The organism is Moritella sp. PE36 (assembly GCF_000170855.1).
Classification (GTDB): Bacteria; Pseudomonadota; Gammaproteobacteria; order Enterobacterales; family Moritellaceae; genus Moritella.
This window is the reverse complement of record NZ_ABCQ01000004.1, coordinates 77,609-101,915: the sequence shown is the minus strand read 5'-3', so window position 1 is coordinate 101,915 and position 24,307 is coordinate 77,609. Positions and strand designations below refer to the sequence as shown.

23 protein-coding genes are annotated in these 24,307 nt (G+C 40.4%); 9 read left to right on the top strand and 14 right to left on the bottom strand.

The features are described from left to right. From PE36_RS04395 to PE36_RS04370, 5 genes are all read left to right on the top strand, one after another. Complete coding sequence (locus PE36_RS04395; protein WP_043993917.1) at positions 1-1,083, top strand: amino acid ABC transporter permease; 1,083 nt, start codon at positions 1-3, stop codon at positions 1,081-1,083. 67 nt (positions 1,084-1,150) lie between these two features. Continuing rightward, positions 1,151-1,897, top strand: a complete 747-nt coding sequence (locus tag PE36_RS04390; protein ID WP_043993915.1) for an amino acid ABC transporter ATP-binding protein — start codon at positions 1,151-1,153, stop codon at positions 1,895-1,897. A 114-nt stretch (positions 1,898-2,011) separates the two neighbouring features. Continuing rightward, the gene (locus PE36_RS04385) at positions 2,012-2,377 is read left to right on the top strand and encodes an STAS/SEC14 domain-containing protein (protein ID WP_043993913.1); all 366 of its coding nucleotides are present in this window, start codon (positions 2,012-2,014) and stop codon (positions 2,375-2,377) included. 67 nt (positions 2,378-2,444) lie between these two features. Continuing rightward, positions 2,445-3,254: a GNAT family N-acetyltransferase gene (locus PE36_RS24970; RefSeq protein WP_006030758.1), complete on the top strand. Its 810-nt coding sequence runs from the start codon at positions 2,445-2,447 to the stop codon at positions 3,252-3,254. Beyond that, positions 3,244-3,753, top strand: a complete 510-nt coding sequence (locus tag PE36_RS04370) for a GNAT family N-acetyltransferase (protein WP_006030757.1) — start codon at positions 3,244-3,246, stop codon at positions 3,751-3,753. The genes PE36_RS24970 and PE36_RS04370 overlap by 11 nt, the downstream gene beginning before the upstream one ends. Before the next feature lie 26 nt (positions 3,754-3,779). On the opposite strand, the gene PE36_RS04365 is transcribed toward PE36_RS04370, so the two are convergent. Then, the gene (locus tag PE36_RS04365) at positions 3,780-4,415 is read right to left on the bottom strand and encodes a hypothetical protein (RefSeq protein WP_157517754.1); all 636 of its coding nucleotides are present in this window, start codon (positions 4,413-4,415) and stop codon (positions 3,780-3,782) included. 234 nt (positions 4,416-4,649) lie between these two features. Between PE36_RS04365 and PE36_RS04360 the strand changes: the two genes are divergently transcribed. After that, entirely contained in the window at positions 4,650-5,099 is a 450-nt protein-coding gene (locus PE36_RS04360) for an N-acetyltransferase (RefSeq protein WP_006030755.1), read from the top strand. Here PE36_RS04360 and PE36_RS04355 read toward each other — a convergent pair. The 10 genes from PE36_RS04355 to rhtB all read right to left on the bottom strand — a co-directional run bounded on the left by PE36_RS04355 (position 5,096) and on the right by rhtB (position 18,119). Next, entirely contained in the window at positions 5,096-5,575 is a 480-nt protein-coding gene (locus tag PE36_RS04355) for a DUF962 domain-containing protein (RefSeq protein ID WP_006030754.1), read from the bottom strand. The two genes, PE36_RS04360 and PE36_RS04355, sit on opposite strands and share 4 nt — an antisense overlap. A 199-nt stretch (positions 5,576-5,774) precedes the next feature. After that, complete coding sequence (locus PE36_RS04350) at positions 5,775-7,013, bottom strand: cysteine desulfurase-like protein (RefSeq protein ID WP_006030753.1); 1,239 nt, start codon at positions 7,011-7,013, stop codon at positions 5,775-5,777. A gap of 112 nt (positions 7,014-7,125) precedes the next feature. Further along, entirely contained in the window at positions 7,126-7,758 is a 633-nt protein-coding gene (locus PE36_RS04345) for a 2OG-Fe dioxygenase family protein (RefSeq protein WP_006030752.1), read from the bottom strand. A 404-nt stretch (positions 7,759-8,162) separates the two neighbouring features. Continuing rightward, positions 8,163-9,530, bottom strand: a complete 1,368-nt coding sequence (gene purB / locus PE36_RS04340) for an adenylosuccinate lyase (protein ID WP_006030751.1) — start codon at positions 9,528-9,530, stop codon at positions 8,163-8,165. A gap of 24 nt (positions 9,531-9,554) precedes the next feature. Beyond that, complete coding sequence (gene hflD / locus PE36_RS04335) at positions 9,555-10,178, bottom strand: high frequency lysogenization protein HflD (RefSeq protein ID WP_006030750.1); 624 nt, start codon at positions 10,176-10,178, stop codon at positions 9,555-9,557. A 2-nt stretch (positions 10,179-10,180) separates the two neighbouring features. Next, complete coding sequence (gene mnmA, locus PE36_RS04330) at positions 10,181-11,320, bottom strand: tRNA 2-thiouridine(34) synthase MnmA (protein WP_006030749.1); 1,140 nt, start codon at positions 11,318-11,320, stop codon at positions 10,181-10,183. A gap of 176 nt (positions 11,321-11,496) precedes the next feature. Beyond that, entirely contained in the window at positions 11,497-12,216 is a 720-nt protein-coding gene (locus tag PE36_RS04325; protein WP_006030748.1) for a pseudouridine synthase, read from the bottom strand. A 106-nt stretch (positions 12,217-12,322) separates the two neighbouring features. Then, a complete protein-coding gene (locus tag PE36_RS04320) occupies positions 12,323-14,215 on the bottom strand; it encodes an acyltransferase family protein (RefSeq protein WP_043993910.1) in 1,893 nt (630 codons plus the stop codon). Positions 14,216-14,514: 299 nt separating this feature from the next. Further along, entirely contained in the window at positions 14,515-16,752 is a 2,238-nt protein-coding gene (locus PE36_RS04315) for an NADP-dependent isocitrate dehydrogenase (protein WP_006030746.1), read from the bottom strand. A gap of 743 nt (positions 16,753-17,495) precedes the next feature. Continuing rightward, on the bottom strand, positions 17,496-18,119 hold the full coding sequence (rhtB, locus tag PE36_RS04310) for a homoserine/homoserine lactone efflux protein (protein WP_006030745.1): 624 nt from the start codon (positions 18,117-18,119) through the stop codon (positions 17,496-17,498). A gap of 116 nt (positions 18,120-18,235) precedes the next feature. Between rhtB and PE36_RS04305 the strand changes: the two genes are divergently transcribed. Continuing rightward, positions 18,236-19,144 (top strand): LysR family transcriptional regulator, encoded by a 909-nt coding sequence (locus tag PE36_RS04305; protein ID WP_006030744.1) that lies wholly within the window; start codon positions 18,236-18,238, stop codon positions 19,142-19,144. Positions 19,145-19,207: 63 nt separating this feature from the next. On the opposite strand, the gene PE36_RS04300 is transcribed toward PE36_RS04305, so the two are convergent. Beyond that, positions 19,208-20,059 (bottom strand): tetratricopeptide repeat protein, encoded by an 852-nt coding sequence (locus PE36_RS04300; RefSeq protein ID WP_006030743.1) that lies wholly within the window; start codon positions 20,057-20,059, stop codon positions 19,208-19,210. A 177-nt stretch (positions 20,060-20,236) separates the two neighbouring features. Between PE36_RS04300 and PE36_RS04295 the strand changes: the two genes are divergently transcribed. Both PE36_RS04295 and PE36_RS04290 read left to right on the top strand, forming a co-directional pair. After that, positions 20,237-22,000, top strand: coding sequence for a DUF1800 family protein (locus PE36_RS04295; protein WP_006030742.1), 1,764 nt, complete (start codon positions 20,237-20,239; stop codon positions 21,998-22,000). 10 nt (positions 22,001-22,010) lie between these two features. Next, entirely contained in the window at positions 22,011-23,453 is a 1,443-nt protein-coding gene (locus tag PE36_RS04290; RefSeq protein ID WP_006030741.1) for a DUF1501 domain-containing protein, read from the top strand. A gap of 74 nt (positions 23,454-23,527) precedes the next feature. On the opposite strand, the gene PE36_RS04285 is transcribed toward PE36_RS04290, so the two are convergent. Then, positions 23,528-23,905 carry a hypothetical protein gene (locus PE36_RS04285; RefSeq protein WP_043993945.1) on the bottom strand — a complete coding sequence of 126 codons (378 nt, stop codon included), beginning with the start codon at positions 23,903-23,905 and terminating at the stop codon, positions 23,528-23,530. Positions 23,906-23,927: 22 nt separating this feature from the next. Further along, positions 23,928-24,233 carry a monooxygenase gene (locus PE36_RS04280; protein WP_006030739.1) on the bottom strand — a complete coding sequence of 102 codons (306 nt, stop codon included), beginning with the start codon at positions 24,231-24,233 and terminating at the stop codon, positions 23,928-23,930. Between the last annotated feature and the right edge of the window lie 74 nt (positions 24,234-24,307).

Sequence of the window (24,307 nt, the reverse complement as noted above, 5' to 3'; positions counted from 1 at the left end):
ATGGCTGTTTATACAATGAAAGAGGCCAAATCTGCACCTTCAACCAGTAAGGGGCTTGTATTCTGGTTACGAGAGAATTTATTTTCTACTATTCCCAATACACTGTTAACCTTGCTTGGGTTCTATTTTATCTATACGACGATACCACCGCTGTTGGATTGGATGATCTTTGATGCGACCTGGAGTGGTACTAAAGAGGAAGTTGTAAAAGAAGGCGCTCGTTGGATCTTTATCATCGAGAAGTTTGACCAGTTTATGTATGGATTTTATCCTGAATCCTTACATTGGCGTCCTAATTTAGTCGCTGTGATCAGCTTAGCATTTGTATTTTTGGTACCACGTCTCAAGAATATCAAAGTGAAATTAGTGATCATGTTACTGTTTCCATTCGTCTGCTTTGTCTTAATTAGCGGTGGTTGGTTTGGTCTTGAAGTCGTTGGCACTGAAAAATGGGGTGGTTTAATGCTGACCATTTTAGTTGCTGCAGTCGGTATTATTGCTTCGTTCCCAATTGGTATTTTATTAGCACTTGGTCGTCAGTCTGACAATATGCCGATTGTGAAATTCCTGTGTATTGGTTTTATTGAATTTATTCGTGGTGTACCACTTATTACTATCTTATTTATGGCGTCGGTAGTATTGCCGCTGTTCTTTAGTGATGGCATCGATTTTGATAAATTATTACGGGCGTTAATTGGTATCACGCTGTTCCAAGCGGCTTATATTGCCGAGGTTATTCGTGGTGGTTTACAAGCCATTCCGAAAGGCCAGTATGAAGCGAGTGAGTCATTAGGCTTAACGTATTGGCAGGGCATGATCTTGATTATTTTGCCACAGGCGTTAAAGATCTCGATACCGAATCTGGTTGGTTCATTTATCTCGTTATTTAAAGATACCACGCTGGTATTAATCATCGGTTTATTCGACATCCTGGCTATGGTTACGCTGACAAACAGTGATACTAATTGGCTTGGTTTTGAAATCGAAGGTTATGTATTTGTTACTATGATCTATTGGGTATTCTGTTTCAGTATGTCGCAATACTCACGCGTGATCGAACGTAGATATAATACCGATCATTAATAATTACCGTAAATTTTACAGCTTAAAACTGACCATTTACGTAAGGTAATTGGTATAAGGAAATATCATGGCAGAACAAGATTATATGATCAGCATGAAAGGCGTTAACAAATGGTATGGCGATTTTCACGTACTTAAAGACATTAATTTAAATATTAAAAAAGGTGAAAAAGTGGTTATCTGTGGCCCATCAGGGTCGGGTAAATCAACCACTATTCGTTGTCTAAATCATCTTGAAAAGTTTCAAGAAGGTTCTATCAGTATTAACGGCACTAACCTGATTGATGATGTAAAAGTCGTACGTCATATCCGCTCGCAAGTAGGGATGGTATTCCAACATTTTAATTTGTTCCCGCATCTTACTGTATTGGAGAACTTGTTATTAGCGCCAATATGGGTGCATAATAAACCACGTCATGAGGCAATTAAAACCGCGATGGAATATCTAGAGCGTGTAAAGATTGCCGACCAAGCGCATAAGTTCCCTAATCAACTATCTGGTGGTCAGCAGCAACGTGTAGCGATTGCCCGTTGCCTGTGTATTAACCCTGAAATCATGCTGTTTGATGAACCGACATCGGCACTGGATCCAGAAATGGTATCAGAAGTGTTAGACGTAATGGTTGAGCTTGCTGATGAAGGTATTACCATGATTTGTGTAACCCACGAAATGGGCTTTGCTAAGAAAGTGGCAGACCGCGTTATCTTTATGGATGCAGGGCAAATTATTGAAGAAAATGAACCGCATGAGTTCTTTGATAATCCGCAATCAGATCGTCTAAAAATGTTCTTAGACCAGATCTTATCGCACTAAGCTAGTCGCTACTACAACAGTACTACTAACAGCATGTCCTACCAAGAAGCCTTACTCTGAATCCGTTGTTATAATGGGGTAGGGGTAAGGCTTTTTATTTACAAGGAGATGGATATGATTGAAATGATAGATATCGAGATTGATAATGCAATTGCATTTCAAATGTCTGGAAAAATAACGGAAAGCGATATGTCTTTAGTCCTTAATGCGGCAAAAGAAAAGATTGAACGTCACGGCAGTATTGTGCTTCTCGAAAAAATTGATTCTTTTAAAGGCGTTGAACTCGCTGCATTGATTGAAGAGTTTAAATATCTTTTTGATGTGGGTATTGCCAATATAGACAAGGTGGCTATATTAACGGATAAAAAGTGGATAGAAAATATTGTTAATATTGAAGACAAGATATTTAGAAATATTGATATGCAGTGCTTTACGCTAGAGCAACAGCCTCAAGCCATTGAGTTTCTTAAAAGCGCCTAGCTCTGCTTTACAAAGATGGCTGATAAATGATTTAATTTAATCTGATAGTTACTACATATTAGTTATAATGCACATTATGGAAATTAAATCATACTCTAACGAATGGGATGCTGAGATAACGGACTTGTTTTATCAATCCGTTCACGCCATAGATCCTACCGTATATACACCTGAACAGAAAGAAGCTTGGGCACCAACGCCCCCTGATTATGCTACGTGGTCCAAGCGATTAAAAGTAAAAAGACCGTTGGTGGCAATAATAGATGGTCAGGTCGCTGGTTTTATCGAGCTGGACGCCGATGGTCACATTGATTGTACCTATACACACCCTAGCTTTCAGGGGATGGGCGTCGCATCAGCACTTTATGAACATTTGCTTGCAGAAGCTCGAATCAGAGATATACAACGTTTATATGTTGAAGCATCATTGATTGCTAAGCCGTTCTTCGAGCATCGCGGATTCACGACGGTAAAGCAAAATACCCTACAACGAAATGGCGTCACTTTAGTTAATTTTACAATGGAATTCGATATGACAACTAGCTATCCCGATTTTAACCCAGATTACCGTGAGGATGCGCCAACCATTACAGATGTAGAAGCATGGGCGGGTTATGCGATTCTTGAATTCGGCGCATCTTGGTGTGGGCACTGTCAGGCCGCGGAGCCCGTTGTTAAAGCAGTGCTGGTGGAGTATCCTGCGTTGCCTCTTATCAAAATAGTTGATGGCAAAGGTAAAATACTGGGTCGTCGGTTTCGAGTTAAACTTTGGCCAACGTTAATATTATTAAAAGACGGGCTGGAGGTTACGCGACTTGTTAGACCCTTGGTTACAGATGACGTGAAATCGTTCTTAAAGGTTATGCATGAAAATTGAACTTGCCAACATAGAACACTTAAGCGCTTTTAAATCCTATGTTGATGAATGTGTCGCTGACGGTATCGTGCTTTATGAGTTTATCTTTAGTCATTATGAAGGTTACCTTAAAAAGCGCATTGCTTACGCGCGAGGCGAACAATTACCGAAAGGCTGGACGCCTATAACGACCTATTTCTGTATTGATAATGGCGTTATTCTTGGTTCCATACGTGTGAGGCTGGGGGGGAATGATTATATCGAAAATGTAATCGGCCATATAGGATATGAAACGAGATCGTCTGCGAGAGGTAAAGGGATCGCTCAGTTTATGTTATCCAATATTCAAAAGACCGCACTGAATAATGACGTGATAATAAGCTGTGACCCGGCTAATATTGCTTCGCGTAAAGTCATTGAAAGTTGTGGGGCAGAGTTTCTTAACGAATATTATTATGAAGCAGAACATCAGCAAGTGCGACGATATCGATTATATTCTGCAACGGTTAAGTCATCTTAATCGCTGCAATAGATCACCGCGAGTTATTAAAAATCAAACTGTAAACCAAAACCAAAACCGACACCGATGCTGTCGTCATATTTTACACCATTGGCGACTAACGCTAAATTAGGTAAAACATGAGCAACCAACTCCGCACTATATTCTATTTCAGACTCATCACCGATATCGATGTAAGCAGCATCGACAATAAATTCAAGTTGATGGCTAAAATGCATTGCTAGCCCAATAGCGGCATTAAAGCCTATTTCGTGATCAAAATCATCGTTGGTAATGCTTGTTGAACCTGATTTAATTTCGACTTCTTTGCCGAATTCATAGATGGCACCACTTTCAACAGTCAGATCCAATTTAGGATGAAGCACTAAGCGTGTGCCCATATTTAATATAGCCTGCATCGATGTTGTATTGATGGCATTGTGTTCATCAATAGTTGTTTCTCTGCTTAAATAACTGATATTTGTTCGGCTAAAGAGATAAGGGCTGAGCAAGTTAGTCATATTGAAGTTGTAGGTTTGTAATGGATCATCCACATCCTCTGTTGTTATCTCCGTGTAATTGAGTTGGTAATAACGATAACTAACTGGGGTATAAAAATTATTCGCAAACGCAGTACCTGTAAAAAGGGTGGTTAGCACTAAACATGCTGGTATTAGTTTCATTTTACGTTCCTTGTTAAATGAGCTAAATAGTGATGAGTACATTTTATTCATGGTATACAGATAAGCAGTATAGCTATAATTAGTCGGGTTAAAGTATGAATAAATAAGGAGTTTTTTGATTGTTGCAATTTAGTTAAATGTTGATACTCTGGATTAATAATTAATTAAAATAAAGACGTATGATGGGCTGTATTAGCCGTTGTACTCTGTAGATTCATATTGAAAAGGGATTTTATGCATATCAAAAAAGCCTCATTGGAAGAATTAAACGATCTCGTTAGTTTATTTGATCAATATATGGTGTTTTATAAGCAACCATCAGCACCACAAAAGTACCGTCCGTATTTAGGTGAGCGTTTGATGAATAACGATGCGACCGTGTTTATTGCTTATAACAAAGCGGGTGAGGCTATGGGTTTTGTGCTGAACTATCATTCGTTTTCATCGGTATCCTTGGGTAAAATCATGGTATTGAACGACTTGTTTATTGCACCAGCATACCGCAGGCAAGGTCTGGCTAATGAGCTAATTCATCGTGTAGTGAGAGAGGCCCGAAATACCGGTGCTATTCGTGTCGATTTGAATACTGCGCAAGATAATTTTTCCGCGCAAGCATTGTATGAAAAACTAGGGTTTGTAAAAGACACTGAGTATTTCAGTTATCGTTTAGCAGTGAGTGCTTAATAACGAATACCAATACGTTGATAGATAAACCCAAGTAACCAAGCAGGGCCAACTAATAAGAACTGCAGGTCCTCGAAGAACGAGGGTTTTGCCCCTTCAATTTTATGGCCGATAAACTGAAATATCCAAGCAATTGCAAACAGTACCGCACTAAAAATCCATAACGGTATGGCTAAGTATAAAGTCAGCATATAACACGCCATTAGACATAACCCAGTAAATAACAGCATGCCAAGTAAGATACGTACCGATAAGGTGTAATAGAAATACATTGCTGGCAACATGGCTAATGTGGCCCAGTTTACAAAGGGGGATGCGCCCATCCAATCTGTTTTGGGGATAGACCATAACAAACCAACAATAGTAAAGAATATAACCGGTACCATGATCCAATGGATCCGCTTATTGGTTTTGTTCTGATGGCTGACCCCATATTCATCAAACCATTGTTGTACTGTTCTCGATTGACGTGACATATTTTGCTTCCTTGCTGCGTCGTATATAAGTGTGAGTAGGCTAGCATGCTTGGTAATACGAAAATGTTATCGATATGTTACTTTTGGAATTTAAACGTATTTATGAGGTGACTTTATTGACAGTAAAATAACAAAGCCCAAGTGCAGGCGATACACTTGGGCTTAATGACGATTTATAACAATGTATTACGAGCTGTAGTTATTTAACTAGCACCGCTGATAACACATCAAATAATGCATCAATTTCGCTGGTGGTATTGTAGTGCATGAAACCAATACGGATCACGCCACCTTTGTCTAAGATACCTAATTGTTTGCATAAGCCAATTGCATAAAAATGACCGTTCCATACACACATATTATGTTGACCAAGTAATCCTGATACATCTTCTGGTGAGGCATGGTCGATGCGGATAGAGAAGGTCGGTGTACGCTCTGCTAATCGGTCCATATCATCGATGCCGTATAACGTCACGTTGCTGTATTGCGCTAACTTGGCAAGGAAGTGTTGGCTTAGTTTTTGTTCATGGGTTTGGTATAGCTCGAAGCTTTGCACCAGTCTTTCACGTAGCGGCAGTACTTGATCACCAGCATGGGCAAGGTATTCAACCGCAGCGCTAAATCCAGCTAAGGCTTCAAAACTTTGGGTACCCGTTTCAAAGCGACCTGGCCCTTGATTTGTTGCTGGCTCGACTTTGTAAGGTGATAGAGTATGTAACCATTTTGGCGCTACATAAGCGATACCTACGTGAGGACCAAAGAACTTATAAGCTGAACAAGCTAAGAAGTCACAACCCAATGCTTGCACATCAACAAGCTTATGTGGCGCGTAATGTACCGCATCGATATAGACTTTAGCACCGACGGCATGTGCTGCTTCAATGATCGGTTTTACGTCTACCAATGAACCTGTGGTGTTCGATGCAAACGTTAAAGCCACTAATTTAGTTTTATTGGAAATTAACGAAATTAAATGCTCGCTATCTAACGTGCAATCAACTTCATTAACACGGGCTTGATGTACTACAGCGCCTTTATCATCCGCAGCTTGTTGCCACGTTGATACGTTAGAGTAATGATCGAGTGAGGTCACAATGACTTCGTCACCCGCTTGCCAATCACGACTGATCGCACGGCTTAATTGGAACGTCAGTGACGTCATGTTAGCACCAAATACGATATTATCTGGTGATTCGGTATTCAGTAATGCTTGACCGCTCAGGCGTGCATTACGCATCACATCAACGGTCTTTTCACTTGAGAAAAAACGGCCGCCAAGATTCGAGTTATATTTACTTAAATAAGCTGTCATTGCATCAAGCACAGACTGTGGAACTTGTGAGCCACCAGGACCGTCAAAAAAATACACTGGCTCGCCATTTACTTGCTGTTGTAATGCTGGGAAAGCTTGGCGGATTGACTCAATACATAAGTTCATAGGTTGTTCCTTTAATAAATTTTTTGTTACTCCTGCAGCATTTTTTTGTGCAAAGAGTATTTATTGTTATCTTCTAGTGTGTGATTGACGTTTTGTTACTGGTTACCATTGATCATGCGGTGAACACAAATACGTCTCGTAGTCCGTTTTCATCTTGTAGAGCAGGCAGTGTTTCTGTTACGTAGTGGAAATAACGACGATCATTAAAAATGATAAATTGGTTTTCTTCTAACGTGGTGCTCATGTGCGGATGTTGGTCAACTGGCGATGAAAAGATCTGGGTAAATGCTCCGGCGATGTTGTCTCTTTTTACGCAGAAGATACCGACAAAATCAAAACCGTCTTGATGAATTCCTTCGGGTGCTGGCGAGCCTGATTTATCTTGTGAACACACAACACGGATCTGGTGAACGCCAATCGGCTGTTTGGTGGTATCGACGTTAGTACGCTCAAGAAATGCATTTAATAAATTTTGAAAGTCAGGATGCTGGTCAAGTGCTGGTGCGATGTCTTCGAACTTACGCTCAACATTACCGATAAGGCGGTTTACATCAGATGACTGCATGAAGATACTTGTACCCAACTTTTCAAATTTATCATTGGTTTTTTGATACTGCGAAAATGCGCGGAATCGACAGTTGCTTTCAAGGTAAGGATCCGCACCTAAATCATTAAAGAAATTACCTAAGTTTTGAGCGTAACTTGAGGGTGCTTGAAATGCTTCAATAAGAAATGATCCGTTCATGATGTAAATCCTTGGTTAATCATATGTAGATGAGATGATGATTATCCGTGTATCGAGATAAGTTACAAGATGGGGGGGCAACTTCAACCGTTTGTTTTATTAACGACTGATCTGTGGTTTCATATTGAAACTAAAGTGAGGTTTTTTGGTTTTGTTTTGAACTTATATGTCGCGAATGTCTATCTTTACGATATCTGGTTTTTAATATGAAAAACATTAATGATAACTGGCGCACAAAAAAGCCCAAGCAACCTTTACCTATTTCTAGTTAAACGTAGTTAAACTTGGGCTTTCATTAATTTATAACACGTATTTATAAAACTATTGAATCAATTTATAAATGCAGTCGTGCGATAAATTATTTATAGTTTAGCGATTATTACTTGGTCATTATTACCGAGCAATTAAAGTTCGTTAACGAACTCAACAGCACGACCGATGTAGTTAGCTGGCGTCATTAATTTTAATTCCGCTTTAACTGCATCCGTTAGTTCGAGTGTATCGATGAATTCTTGCATAGCAGGACCATCAACACGACGACCACGAGTAAGCTCTTTTAGCTTTTCGTATGGTTTTTCGATGCCGTAACGACGCATAACTGTTTGGATTGGCTCAGCCAGAACTTCCCAGTTACGATCAAGATCAGCAAGTAGCGCTTCTTCGTTAAGTTGTAATTTACTGATACCTTTTAACGTTGACTCGTATGCAATAACAGAATAACCGATAGCAACACCAAGGTTACGTAATACCGTTGAATCTGTTAAGTCACGCTGCCAGCGAGAAACCGGTAGTTTCGCAGAAAGGTGATTGAATAGTGCGTTAGCAATACCGATGTTACCTTCTGAGTTTTCAAAATCAATTGGGTTAACTTTGTGCGGCATTGTTGAAGAGCCAATTTCACCAGCAATTGTTTTTTGCTTAAAGTGGCCTAGACAAATATAACCCCAAATGTCACGGTCAAAATCAAGAATAATGGTGTTGAAACGTGCAATTGCGTCAAACAGTTCAGCAATGTAATCATGCGGTTCGATCTGTGTTGTGTACGGGTTCCATACAACACCAAGGTTAGAGACGAATTCTTCAGCGAACTCGTTCCAATCAACATCAGGATAAGCTGAGATGTGTGCGTTGTAGTTACCTACAGCACCGTTGATTTTACCTAAAATTTCAACGTTAGCGATTTGTAGCATTTGACGGCGTAAACGCACAACAACGTTAGCAAATTCTTTACCCATCGTACTTGGCGTTGCAGGCTGGCCGTGAGTACGTGATAATAATGGTACAGCAGCATATTCTTTGGCTAATACTGTTAGGCTGTCGATAAGCTTTTCACAGTAAGGTAAAAGAATTGTTTCACGTGCTTCAGTTAACATTAACGCGTGAGACAGGTTGTTGATATCTTCTGAAGTACAAGCGAAGTGAATGAACTCAGACACTGCGTGTAGTTCTGCGTTATCAGCAACTTTTTCTTTTAAGAAGTATTCAACTGCTTTTACATCGTGGTTTGTTGTGCTTTCAATTGCTTTAATACGCGCAGCGTCAGCTTCAGAGAAGTTATCTGTGATGCTGTTTAATGCCGCGTTAGCATCAGCGCTTAGTGCTGGTACTTCTGCAATTAAGTCACATTCAGCTAGTTTTTGTAACCAACGAACTTCTACTTGTACACGGTATTTGATTAGACCAAATTCACTAAAAATTGAACGCAGGGCTACTGTTTTACTACCGTAGCGACCATCGACCGGGGAAACAGCTGTTAACGCTGATAATTCCATTACATACTCCTGGGTGTGTTTAGGTTAAATTCGAGCTAATTGTTGCTTTGCTTGCTCTACCATGTGTTTACGATTGAAAACTACTTGGCGACGTTGACCGCCTGTTTGTCGCCATAACACTGCTGAGCGAATACCGGCAAATAGTAATGCACGGATCTTATCTCTCACCAATGTCTGTTGTAGGAAATTTGCGGTTCCTGCAATTTGGATCTTGGTGCCAAGTGGGCTGATTAGGTCCACATAGATTGACGCCATGTTACTTAAAATTTGTGCATCCGTTAACTCATAATGATGAGTTTGACGTTTAACTTGCGAGATGCGTTCACCTAACATACCAAGAATATCATTGCGTTTAGCCAGTTTACGCTCTAGCGCGACTAAGCCAATCATGTAGCGTGTTAACGCGCTATCAGGACCTTTAGAGGTATTACTTAACTGAGCAACGAGGGTTTTATAGCCTAATTCTAGGTTTGCGTATTCGCCATAAACCTCAATCGTTTGACTAGGGTCTGTTACGATCACACAACGTAAGGTATTGCTTAATTGTTTTTCATCACAATTGCCGGTTGTTGCAAGTTGGTGTACAAGTGCAGCAGCCTGACAAACGCCGGCAAAGGCGATATTTGATTCTTGGAAGTTAGTTGACACTGTTAGCCCCTAATTTGAACATCAATAATTGCGCCACCTAGGCAAACGTCATCAAGGTAAAATACCGCTGATTGGCCTGGTGTAACGGCAAGTTCGGGTTTATCAAAAGTGACTTCAATTTGGTCTTCGCCGATTGGTGTCACTAAACAAGGTACATCAGTCTGACGGTAACGTGTTTTGACCGTACAACGTAATGGCTGTGTTAATGGTTCGCGGCTAATCCAATGGAGTTGCGAGGCCATTAAACCTGTCGAGAATAAACGCGGGTGATTGTGACCTTGTGCCACAAGCAATACGTTACGCTCCATATCTTTATCAACGACATACCAAGGTTCTTGGTTGTTGTTGTTTTTCATACCGCCGATATGTAGGCCTTTACGTTGACCCAGTGTGTGGTACATCAGACCTTGGTGTTCACCAATTTCTTCGCCATCAACACTTTCTATCTTACCCGGTTGTGCTGGTAAGTATTTACTTAAAAATTCAGTGAATTTACGCTCACCGATAAAGCAAATACCGGTACTGTCTTTCTTGTTTGCAGTGATCAAGCCTTGCTCTTCAGCAATACGACGTACTTCTGGTTTTTCTAATTCACCCACAGGGAACAATGAACGTGAAACCTGTACATGATCCAGCGTATATAAGAAATAGCTTTGGTCTTTATTGCTGTCTAAGCCACGTAACATTTCAAATTTACCATCGGCTGTTTGACGACGGCTAACGTAGTGACCCATAGCAATATAGTCAGCTGCAAGTACTTCGGATGCAAACTGCAGAAATGCTTTAAATTTGATTTCTTTGTTACAAAGAATATCTGGATTTGGGGTACGACCTGCTTTGTATTCAGCTAAGAAGTATTCAAATACGTTATCCCAGTATTCAGCAGAGAAATTAATAGCGTGTAACTCGATACCTAATTTATCACATACTGCTTGTGCGTCTGCTAGGTCTTCTGCTGCGGCACAATATTCATCATTATCGTCATCTTCCCAGTTCTTCATGAACAGGCCTTCTACTTGGTAACCTTGCTGTTGTAGCAGGTAAGCAGAAACAGATGAGTCAACACCGCCGGACATGCCAACGATTACTTTTTTAGTGCTGTTTAACGCTTTAGTACTGGCGTCGATTGTAGTATTTGTCATAGGACCTTTTAATTACTCTTGTAGTAATGCAAATAAAGTTAAAGGCTTTTTTGCTTATGTAATAAATATATTGTTGAAATAAGCGTGCTTGGTACAGTTAACTACCGTTCTCTTACGAGCAAATTTCAATGGCGCGAATTTTACCATGAAGACCAACGCAAAAACAGGGTTTGGTACTAATTCATCATGTTAATACTGCTTTCAACTAGCTCACCTGGTTGGATATTATCCAGTGTCCAAGGACCAATGCGATAGCGGATCAAACGTAGGGTCGGGTGACCGATATGTGCAGTCATGCGACGTATTTGACGGTTGCGCCCTTCAATAATGGTAATGGCTAACCAAGTTGTGGGAATATTCTGGCGCTCCCGGATTGGTGGTACCCGCGGCCATACGCTAGGTTCAGTCATTATTTCAACTTTGGCGGGTAGCGTTGGACCGTCTTTTAATATGATGCCGTAACGTAAATCACTCAATTTTTCAGGACTCGGTTCACCTTCAACTTGTACCCAGTAGGTTTTTTCTGTTTTCTCACCAGGTTGAGTCAACTTTGCCTGCAAACGACCGTTATTGGTTAGCAGTAATAGACCTTCGCTGTCACGATCTAGGCGACCTGCGGCATAAATATCCGGTACCTTGATATAGTCTTTTAAAGTCTCGCGGTTATCCGCATCGGTAAACTGGGTAAGTACCATGTAAGGTTTATTGAATACATAGACTTGGGTTGGGCCGCTTTCTTTGGGTTTAGTATGTGGTAGGCGATTGCTCTTACCACGGGGTGTTACTGTATTGGTGTAGCTGATTTGGCTCTTTTTAGCCTGTGCAGATGGGCTTTTTTTTCTACCTAAAGTTAGTTTCAATTTTACGGGTGATGCTGCTGGTGCTGGCTTTGACATGGTATCGCTAATATTTAAGATGCTTATAAGAAGATTGTAGCAAATTTTGAAGATCTATTTATAGGCTAATTTAATTGGCCGATAAAATACCCAAATATGATAACAGCTATTGTTTGTACATAGGTTTAGGGTTATAAAACTCTGCTGGTAGTACTGGCGTCAGCCTTTCAGAGAGATACCGCGCACCCTGTCTGGTGGTGTGCACTTCATCATAGAAAAATGGCAAACCATTTTTATCGACGACATTGCATCTTTTAACCGGACAAAATGCGTTAGTCATATTAATAAACTGATAACCTACATCCTGATTTTCACGGAAAAATTTATTATTTTTAATATTAGTAGGAGGCAGTGACTTGAGCACCACTTCACCTACCTCCTTCCCATCTTTAAAAGCATTAACCATTATAATTGGCAGTGGTTTATGCATACCTTTATTACCGATAATAACTATTTTTGCTTGTGGATTTTTTTGTTTTATCGCTTTAATTGCTTTGAGGTTATAGTCTAAAGACCAGTTACGCCAATTCATCGCAATGAAAATATAGTCAGCACTTAATAAGCGCGTATCAGCGGTTATTTTTCTGATCCTTTTACCGCATTTAAGTAACTTTGTCTCGCCGATATGTTCAGAGAGGTTGACTCTGTCGTAGAGCGCATTTAATGGTTTAGGTAGGTGGTAAAACACACCACACTTAGCGGATACTTTTAGCGCCATAAAATTAATTTTGTCATTATTCATCACATTGATTTTCTCATTGACGACATTAGCAAAGTCAGCCGATTGTGAATCACCGATAAACATCACATTTAATTTATGCTCATCAATTTTATGTCTTTTAAGTTTGTCTATCATTTGCCAAGTAAAAAGCTCACCTTTATCTGATTGTTCTAAATTTGCGGCAATGATGTGCTTCGGCATACCGGATATTTGATATAACAGAAAGGGTGTCGATTTATAAAATACGACAAAAAACAAGGTCGTAACGAGTGTGAAAATAATGGTGTTTTTATGAGTTTTAAACTGATTTTGTTCAATGAGATAATAACTAAGCGCCCCAAAAACAACAGACAACATTATGCCAATTGGCACCCAGTTATCCAATTGGTAATACGCGCCATAGACCGCAATAGGCCAGTGCCAGAGATAGATTGAGTATGACCATTTACCGATCGTTTGAAACAGGAAATTATTGGTTAAAATACTTGTTTCCCGGTTACTTAGCAGGATGAGGTAGGTGCCAAATACAGGGACGCAAGCCATGTAACCAGGCCAAGGTGTCATTTTAGACGTGAACGCAAATGATAATAACATTAACGTAATGCCAGTAATTTCGAGTAGCCTTTTTTGATTTTCGTGTAATCTTATCGGATAGAAATAAGCGACGCCGCCTAATAACATTTCCCAAGCGCGAGTTGAGAGAGAAAAATAAGCGAAGGTAGGCCATTTTTCTGTTGCGACAACACAAAATATAAACCCGAGGATAGTGGCAAGGATCAATAGGCGTTTTAAATTTTCGAGAGAAAAAAATTGTTTTAAAAATAGCAGTATAATGGGATATATAATATAGAACTGCCATTCTACGGACAATGACCAGGTATGTAGCAACCATTTTTCATAGGCGCTGGCATCAAAGTAACCAGACTCATAAAAATAAGTAATGTTTGAGATAAAAGTGATGCTGCTAGCGACATGCTGACCTAAGGTTAGATAATCGAATGGTGGCAATATAAACCAAGTAACGAATAATAATATGCAGCAAAGGGCTGCAAGCGGGGGAATGATTCGATTTGCTCTGCATAAATAAAAATCAACTAAATTTAATGAGTTGGTGTTTAAGCCTTGAAAGATAATACCTGTCATTAAAAAACCTGAAATGACAAAGAAAACGTCGACACCAGCGAAACCTCCGGGCGCGATGCTCGGATTAAAATGGAACAATACGACAGCAATCAGTGCTATTGCTCTTAACCCATTTAAATCACATCTAAATTTCAACTTGTATACCTTATGACGAGCAGTGCTCGCGACCTTTACTTTAAAGTGCATCGCAATACTTTATTTTACGTCATTTTATCAGAGTTGTTCTATTTTAAATCACGCTTTAAAAATAAAATGCCAGTGATCATGGCATAAATAGGACATTTCAGACACTTAGATTAAAGATAGCAGCATGTCGACTCAGTGTTGAGGGGAGGAGGTGATTTTTTATGAGGTAATAAAAAACCCGTAATAGACTAATCTATTACGGGTTTGGTGTTAAATAACGATGGTCTGTTATTTGCTAAGCGTTGTTATTAACTAAACGCGACTTTCAGTAATGCGTTAAATGTTTCACTCGGACGCATGATTGCTTCAAGCTTCACTGGATCTGCATTGAAGTAACCACCAATATCGACAGCTTTGCCTTGAGCAGCGTTTAGTTCTTCAACAATTTGCAGTTCATTTTCAGCAAGGCTTGCTGCAAGCGGAGCAAACTGTGCTGCTAGGGCTGCATCTTCAGTTTGTTCTGTTAGGCATTTAGCCCAGAACAGAGACAGATAGAAGTGGCTACCACGGTTATCCAGTTCGCCAGTACGGCGTGATGGTGATTTGCCGTTATCAAGCAGCATTTCAGTTGCTTGATCGAGTGTCGCTGCCAGTATTTTTGCTTTAACGCTGCCTGTTTTATTCGCAACAGCTTCTAGCGAAACCGTTAACGCGAGGAATTCACCCAGTGAATCCCAACGTAAATGGTTTTCTTCAACAAGTTGCTGTACGTGTTTTGGCGCTGAACCACCTGCACCCGTTTCAAACAAGCCACCGCCTGCCATTAACGGCACAATAGACAGCATTTTAGCACTGGTGCCTAATTCCATAATTGGGAATAGATCAGTGAGGTAATCACGTAAAATGTTACCCGTAGCTGAAATTGTATCTAGGCCACGTACCACACGTTCAAGGGTGTAACGCATAGCACGAACTTGTGACATGATCTGGATGTCTAGTCCTTCAGTGTCGTGATCTTTAAGGTAAGTATTGACCTTTTTGATCAATTCACTTTCGTGCGGACGGTAAGGGTCAAGCCAGAATACGACTGGAGTGCCGGAATCTCTTGTACGTGCTACAGCCAGTTTCACCCAGTCGCGGATTGGTGCATCTTTAACTTGGCACATACGCCAGATGTCGTCTTTTTCAACATTCTGGATCATCAGTACTTCACCCGTTGCGATATCAACGATGCGAGCTTCGCCTGTTGCTGGTGCTTCAAATGTTTTGTCGTGAGAACCGTATTCTTCTGCTTTTTGTGCCATTAGGCCAACATTTGGAACACTGCCCATAGTGACCGGATCAAAGGCGCCGTTAGTTTTACAGAAAGCAATGATTTCTTGATAAATACGGGCGAAGGTTGATTCTGGGATCACGGCTTTAGTATCTTTTGGACGACCATCAGCCCCCCACATTTTACCACCGGTACGGATCATCGCAGGCATTGATGCATCGACGATCACATCATTTGGCGCATGTAGATTCGAGATACCTTTGTCTGAATCAACCATCGCAAGTTCTGGGCGATGTGCGTGACAGGCGTGCAGGTCTCTGCGAATTTCTTCACGTTGTGAACTTGGTAAATGTGAGATTTTTTCGTAAAGGTTAGACAAACCGTTATTTACATTAACGCCAAGTTTTTCGAATAACTCGTGATGTTTTGCGAAAGCTTCTTTATAAAAAATTCTTACCGCATGACCAAATACAATCGGGTGAGAGACCTTCATCATGGTTGCTTTTACGTGTAAAGAAAACATGATGCCCGTTTCGTAGGCATCTTGCATTTCTTGTTCGTAAAAATCACACAGCGCGGTTTTACTCATGTACATGCTATCGATAATTTCGCCATCTAGCAGCGCGATATTATCTTTAAGCACGATTGTTTCGCCACTTTCCGTTACTAGTTCCATTCTCACGTTGCGAGCACTATCCAGTGTCATTGACTTCTCGCCGTGGTAGAAATCACCTTCACGCATATGTGCGACGTGAGTACGTGATGCCTGACTCCATTTAGCCATTGAATGTGGGTGCTTGCGTGCGTAATTTTTCACTGCTTTTGGAGCACGACGGTCGGAATTACCCTCACGAAGTACTGGGTTTACCGCACTACCAAGTGCTGTAGAATAGCGTTGTAAAATCGATTTTTCTTTATCAGACTGTGGGTTTTCTGGTAGGTCAGGGATCTGGAACCCCTGAGATTGCAATTCACTAATTGCTGCCTGTAGTTGTGGTACAGATGCACTGATATTAGGCAGTTTGATAATATTAGTATTTGGATCTTGTGTTAAACGACCAAGTTCGCTGAGGTTGTCAGGTAGTTGCTGTTCTTCGGTTAAATAATCTGGAAATTCTGCCAGAAGTCTGGCTGCAACCGATATATCACTTTTAATTATGTCAATTCCTGCCGCAGACGTGAATTTCTCGACGATTGGTAGAAGTGAATAAGTCGCCAACAAAGGTGCTTCGTCGGTTAATGTATAAATAATCTTTGAGTTTTCTTCAGACATATTATTCCCTGGATTACTAGCGTATTGTCCCCCTGTACTATTCGGAACATCGTCTGCTAGCGTCTTTTAAATAAGTGCAGATTCTAGAGGGATTGAAAATTGTTATAGCTAGGTTGCAGAAATCGCAACAGCTGTTATCCTAGCAGATGCTCCGTATCTACTTTTTTCATAGTATCATAAAAATCGTGTTATCCATCTTGTTTAACTTCAAAATACTTGAAATCATACCACTTTGTAATTATTCATAAGGCCAGTATTTGTCATGAAATCGCTATATTTTCGTGTTCGTAAAAACTAAATGGTGGGTTGTTAGTAACTATTTATTAACTAAAGATCTACATTTTAGGATGTGCGATAAGCTTTATATATATAACTACTTTTGGAAAAATAGGACAGTTAACGACTTTTATTCTTAACTAAATTGTTTACGTAGACCCATATAATCAAATATTTAATTTTGGTGGCATAAAATGCTGAATTGGTTTGAAGCGTTTTGTAATCGGTATATTCACGATAATGTTTTGCTGTTGAAAATTCGAAGAAAGCGCTAAGAGGTTTTTCTGAAGAGAGATACTTTGTCAAATAGCTTTTAGTTAACGGTCAATATTGAGATGTGAAGCACATGTATAGTTGTCGGAATTCGGCTAAGAGGTGTTTTGGTGTAGCATCTCTTAGCCGAAAAAACTAAGCTGTCTTCCAATTAATATTTAAGACGACGGTTTTAGATTGATTAAAAGCTAACATTAATTTTTACTTATAGCTGCCAGTAACGTTCCTGCACTAATAAACATACAGCCGAAAATTCGATTCTGAATCATAACATGGCGTTTGCTCTGTATTAAATGAGCCACTCTAGTCGCTAATATTGAATAACCCATCATTACAATCATATCAACAACGACCATAGTAATACCAAGAATATGCATTTGCTGTAAGTGTGAGCCTAATGGTTCGATAAACTGGGGCAATAAGGCAACTAGAAAAACAATGCTTTTAGGATTGGTTATGTTGATAAATATTGCTTGAGTAAACACTTTCCATGCGCTTTCATCTTGACGTTGTTCTATTCCATTACAGTAGCTGGTGCTTTCTCTGAATTTCTGGATCCCCAGATAAATCAGATAAATAATACCGGCCCACTTGATCGTAAAAAACATGACTTCAGACTGGGCAAGTAATGCACCTAGCCCTGCACCTACAATGGTAATATTAATAATATTACCAACTTGCAGTCCAAGGTTAGAAATTAAACTACGTTTAAAGCCATGTTTCATGGTGATAGACATGCTATTTACCGCCCCTGCGCCGGGGGATATGGCCAGTACGATGCAGGCAATTAAAAATGCTAGCCATAAATCAAAATTCATAGGTTACTCCGATTAATAGTGACAACTCTGGACTTGAGCTGTAATTGGAGATAGTTTAATTAGAATGGTTCGTTAGACATAATATGTTTACCTTTCTTTCTTCGTAAGGAAAAGTTATGGACACCCGATTTATTGATAGCCTGATTGCTGTTGCAGAGGAAGGATCTATTGCTGGAGCAGCAAGGGTTCAAATGATAACCGCTGCTGCAGTCAGCCAAAGAATTCAATCACTCGAGCGTGAGTTTAAATGTAAGTTATTCAGTAGAGCCGGAAACACAGTTCAGCCAACCGATGCTTGTTTAATCATTCTTCCAAAAGCTAAATCTCTTGTTAGAGAGGCTAGAGATCTACTTGACGTTGTTCAGGGGTCAGAATTTAGTGGCACGTTAAGGATCGGGGCTAATTCTACCTCGCTAATGGCGTTTATTCCGGCGACACTTAAGTCAATTCGCGCATCTGTGCCAGAAGCAAAATTTCATATTACACCGGGTAATTCGATTGATTTATACCGGAGCCTAATCAATGGTGATATTGATACTGCTATTATGGTCATGCCTACCTCAGCGATACCTAAATCGTTGAGGTACTGGGTGCTGAGAGATGAATCCTTGGCGCTAATTCATCATAAAAGCATCGAGGGTTCCCTTAATGAAATACTGGATAATAACCCTTATATACGATATGACCCTACTTGTTGGGGAGGTCAGATGTCTGAGTTATATATGATTGAAAAAGGGATGACTAAAAATACGATCTTCGATCTAGATTCACTTGAAGCGATTGCTCAACTTGTTTCTGAAGAGGTTGGTGTGTCAATGGTACCGATCTGGGCTGGATTAGAGGAGTTTAAAGAAACCATTACCACTGTCATTATTCCGGACAAAAAATATGCACGAAAAATGGTGCTAATGCATGCTTATCATCCCCGCCAACCAAGGCTACAGGAACTATTTATGAAGCACTTAAGTGAGCTGGAATCGATTTATGTTACAGAGCCTTCAGAGGTAGGTTGTAAAGTACAATAAAACCCTGAGCTTGGTGCATCAGGGTTTATGGTTTAACTATCAATAAATCAATAAATCAATACATCAATACATCAAGCTATAGAGTTTACGGCGGTAGTCAGCCACGAGTGCTGCGTCTGTCATTACCGATAATAATTCTAAATAAACTTTTCTTGCGCCACCCTCTAAGAAATCATATTCCGTGCTTAAAATCTTAAATAATAATACCATCGCATCGTTATATTTGTTAGCAATTTGCAGTTGCAGTGCCAGATCATAAGCGACTTGTAAATCATCTGGGTTTGCTTCATGCGCAGCTGTTAATGCGATGATCTCCGGTGTTTCTGCTGATTTTTTAGCTGTCTCTAAATGTGAACGTAGCGTTTGATATTGGTTACTTTGTTGTTCATCTTCAGCAAATGTATCAAGTAATGCTTCAGTGGCTTCAACTTGGTGTGAACCGAGTAATGCTTGTGCATAAGCTATTTTTATATCGGTATTATCCGGTGCCAGTTCGTAAGCTTGACCCATTAGTGGCACTGCTTCTGTAAATTTACTGTCCATTAACAGCATTTGTGCTTGTTGCAACAAGACTTCTTCTTGTTTTGGTAAGTGACGGCTGATGATTTCACGAATCGCTGCTTCTTCTTGCTCGCCAACAAAACTATCAACAGGCTTACCGTCTTTAAAGATGGCAATGGTCGGTAGGCTTTTGATGCCAAATTGTTGAACTAATTCTGGATGACGGTCGCAATTTAATCGAGCTAGAATTACTTGGCCATTTAAGCTTTGCGCAATGTTTAATAGGCGGGCACTTACTTGGTTTTCTGGTGCACGTTCAGACCAGAAATCAATGACGATTGGTTGCTCATATTTACCTTGTAGTAAGATCTCTTGAAAGTTTTCACTGGTAAGGTCAAGGATATAATTCTGCACTGATTAACTCCATCAAATTGCGTGTCGGTATAGTTTCTGTTTATGAAAGATATATGGGGGATAAAGTTAGCATAATCAAGTCTGCAAGCACTGCTTATCAGTGAGACATAGATCACTGTAGTAAAAACAAAATCAGCATATATTCAAGAGTCACCGTTTTTAAGGATGAGATCTAGGATGAGTAAATCTTTATTTGTAAACGGTATCAGTTGTGCTTTGCTGGCTTACTTTAATTTAACACCTGCTGTTGCGAGCAACAGTACGGCAGTGACAACCGCAAATAGTTATAGCACGCCACTCGCGATGAATGTGTCACCGTCAATCACTAATGCTGCGGCCAAACTATTATATCAAGGCAGTTTTGGGCCAACGCCTGAAACATTGTTCAGTGCTCAACAAGTGACACGACAGCAGTGGGTTAATACACAAATGAAACTACCACCGAGTTGGCATTACCCATTAACCGCACAATATTGTGGTGTTTCAAATACGAATATTGTTAATGCGCCAAACAAGGCGGTCGACAATAATAAAAAAGACAATCCGCGAGCGTGTTTAAAAGCGCAGGAGTCGGTGTGGCTTGAGCATGCGCTGACAGCCAAAGATCAGTTACGTCAGCGAGTGGCATTTGCATTATCACAGATATTAGTAGTATCAAGCCAAGAGCCACCGCTGGCTAAATATGGCGATGGATTAGCGTGGTATTACGATTTATTAGTGAAACACAGTTTTGGTAATTATCGCGATTTACTGCAAGATGTTACTTTGTCTCCCGCGATGGGGATTTACCTCTCGATGCAAGGTAATCGTAAAGCTAATTTAAAAAAGAACACCTTTCCCGATGAAAACTATGCCCGTGAAGTGATGCAGCTATTTAGTATTGGTTTGTATCAATTAGACATTAGTGGGCAAGTTATTTTAGATAAGCAAGGTAATAAAATTCCGAGTTATCAACAGGGGGATGTTGAAAACTTAGCGCGAGTATTTACGGGTTGGGACCTGGTTGCAAACAAGCGTTTTGGTAATCGTCGCACTGGTCGCTATGATACCTTTATGGAATTGTCACCACAGCAACACGATTACAATGAAAAAGAGTTGTTTGGTCAGCCTATCAAAGCGGGCATGAAAGCGGACAAAGAGCTGTCAGCGAGCTTAGATTTATTATTCAACCACCCCAATGTAGGCCCTTTTATTAGTCGCCAATTGATCCAACGCTTGGTGTCATCAAATCCCTCTCCCGAATATATTAAACGTATCGCGACCATATTTAATGATAATGGCGAAGGTGAACGTGGTGATTTAGGCGCGGTAGTCGAAGCTATTTTACTTGATGACGATGCACAAGGAGCAACAGCAGCCCCCGCCTTAAAATTAAAAGAACCACTGTTAAATTACATTGGTTTTTTACGGGCATTTTCTGCCACACCCAAATCAGAACGCTATCATTTACGTCACTTAAACGGTACGTTCGGTCAGGGGCCAATGCGGGCCGAATCGGTATTTAATTTCTATCAACCCTATTTTACACCTAACTTTAAAGCAAATGATGAATCACTGGAAAAATTCAATTATCTGGTTACTAATCGAGTCGAAAGTGGATCATCTGCTGCAGTACCTGCTAATCAACAAATGACGACAGTAGCACCTGAATCTCAGATCATGGTTGATCCACTCATCATCAAACAATTATCGTTAATATTTAAACAAACCATGTCAAACAAGGCGAGTTTTAACTTAGATCTTAGCGCGCCATTAGCGCTCGCAGATAACAGTGTTGATATGTTGGACTATCTTGATCAATTATTATTGGCAGGAAAAATGACGCCCGCATTTAAAGCGCAGTTACAGTCTCATTTACTCAATGTTAAAGGCCAGAAAAAACAGTTAAAAGAAGCCATTTACTTAATTGTTAGCTCTGCGGATTATGCGGTGCAACCTTAGGAGTCTCACCATGATATTACGCAGGGAAGTTCTTAAGGCATTTGGGGTACTCGGCGTATCAACCGCATTATTGCAATCTCACCCCTTACAGGCACTGCAAACTATTGCAGACAAACAGCATGCAGCACGCGATTATAAAGGTTTGATTTGCATCATGCTCAATGGCGGTAATGATGCCTTCAACATGGTGTTTCCTGATACCCCGCACCCTGAATATCAAAATTACATGAATACGCGCCAAGCATTGGCTGTGCCTAATTATGTTAATCACCCGCACTACTTGGCTAATAAAGGCGATGAGCGTTATAGCAAAGCCTTATTGCCTATTATGCTACGTGACCTTAATGGTCAACAGCATGCGCTTAATCTCCATCCTGGCATGCAAGGGTTACAAGCATTAAGCCGAGATAAACAAGTTGCAGTCGTTGCGAACACGGGGGTATTGATTGAGCCAGGCAGTCGTGAAGAATTTAAGCAAAGCCGTAAACGTAAGCCAGCGTTTTTATTTGCCCATAACCAACAACGCAAAGCGGTTTATTCTGGCATTGGCGATAACAATGTGACCACAGGCTGGGCAGGGCATATGAGTGAACTCGCCAGTATCAAGAGCGGTAACACCAGTACTGTGTTACCTGCGGGTATTTCATTCCATGGCAGTAATCAATGGTTACGTGGTAAGCAAACCATGGGGGCGGTATTGGCACCCGGAAAACCGGGTAAGATTATCGGTCTGGGTAAGAAAGGCAATAAAAGACAGCAAGCCCGAACTGCAACCGTACAAGCATTACAATCGCTGCCAAGTGATGATGTATTATTACGCTTAATGCGCGGTAAGTTAACCTCAGCGCAAGACCTCTCTGCAGTATTAACCCAGCTTTGGAAAACACACAGTAAAGAACTGGCCAAGCTCGATGCCATGTTTGATGATGGCAAGCTGTCTCGGCAATTAGCTGCAGTAGCGCAAACGATCTTCTTACGTGAACATTTGGGTATGCAACGCCAAGTATTTATGGTCGAGTTAGGCGGCTTTGATACCCATGCAGGACAGATCGATAAACATCCTTTGCTATTGGCTGAATTGAGTCGGGCAATAAGTAGTTTTCAGCAGGCGTTAGTGTCTTTATCTCTAAGCAAACAAGTGACGACATTTACCGCCTCTGATTTTGGTCGTACCTTAACCAGCAATGGCAATGGTACCGATCATGGTTGGGGCTCACATCAGCTGGTGGTTGGTGGCGCCGTACAAGGTGGCCTATACGGTCAATGGCCAAATATGTTACGTGGTGGCGTTGATGATTATCGCAGTGGCAGACTGCTACCTACCACGTCACTGACCCAAATTAATGCCAGTTTAGCGGCCTGGTTTGGTGCGTCTGATGATGAGGTTAATGCACTTTTTCCGAATCTTAGTTATTTCCCTGCAGGGGCATTACCATTATTTAAACGAGTCTAATTACTTTTTATATGTAACGATTATTTCACTTCTACTTTTCGATATACATACTCCCGTATTAGGTATTACCGCTATTAACTATTGTGCTTAAACTGCCAGAAATTAAGAGCAGAAAGCACCGCAAAAAATGCAGGATCAGACCAACCAAAACCAACGAAAATATGATTAAGGCAAGCGTATAGGGTTATAATAAATCCAAGCATGTTAGTCAGCCCAAGACCCATAAACAATTTTTTAGCCATTAAACTATTGGTTTCTATATCACGGAATAAATACGTAATAATAGCGATACCACCGAGAAAAATACTGTTATGTTGTGACAAGAAATAAGCATATTGGTCGTTAATTTCTACCCCATACATCGGCCATAATTGTGCGGGAAGAAAAAACAAAACGAGTGCGAAAACCGCATAAATTGTGCTGTGAATTGTTAAAAATATTTTATTATTCATAATTACCTCGAGATGCTTATTTTTATCCAATCGGACCTTTATTGATCAGTGACAGTGCTTCGTTGACATCAAAAATCTTGCCGGAAACTTCAGGTATACCCATTTCTTTTAATCTAGCGGTATGCATTTCAAGATAGGCTAATGCCGTTACTTCACTCTCAAACAAGTAAATTCCTCCAGCTTGTTGTGTTGTTTCGTTTTCAGTCCAAATCTTCCAGATTAAGCCTGGCTCTTGGTTTATTGATTCCGCAAGACCTGTTAAAGCACTACTTAGTTCCTGTCCGAAAGGACCATGAAATTCGAAATCCACTTGTAATAATTTATTCATAATGTATTTACCTTTTATTTTTAATTTAAATTAAACCCAATTGATTAGTGTTACGGGCGTATCGTTTTGAGATA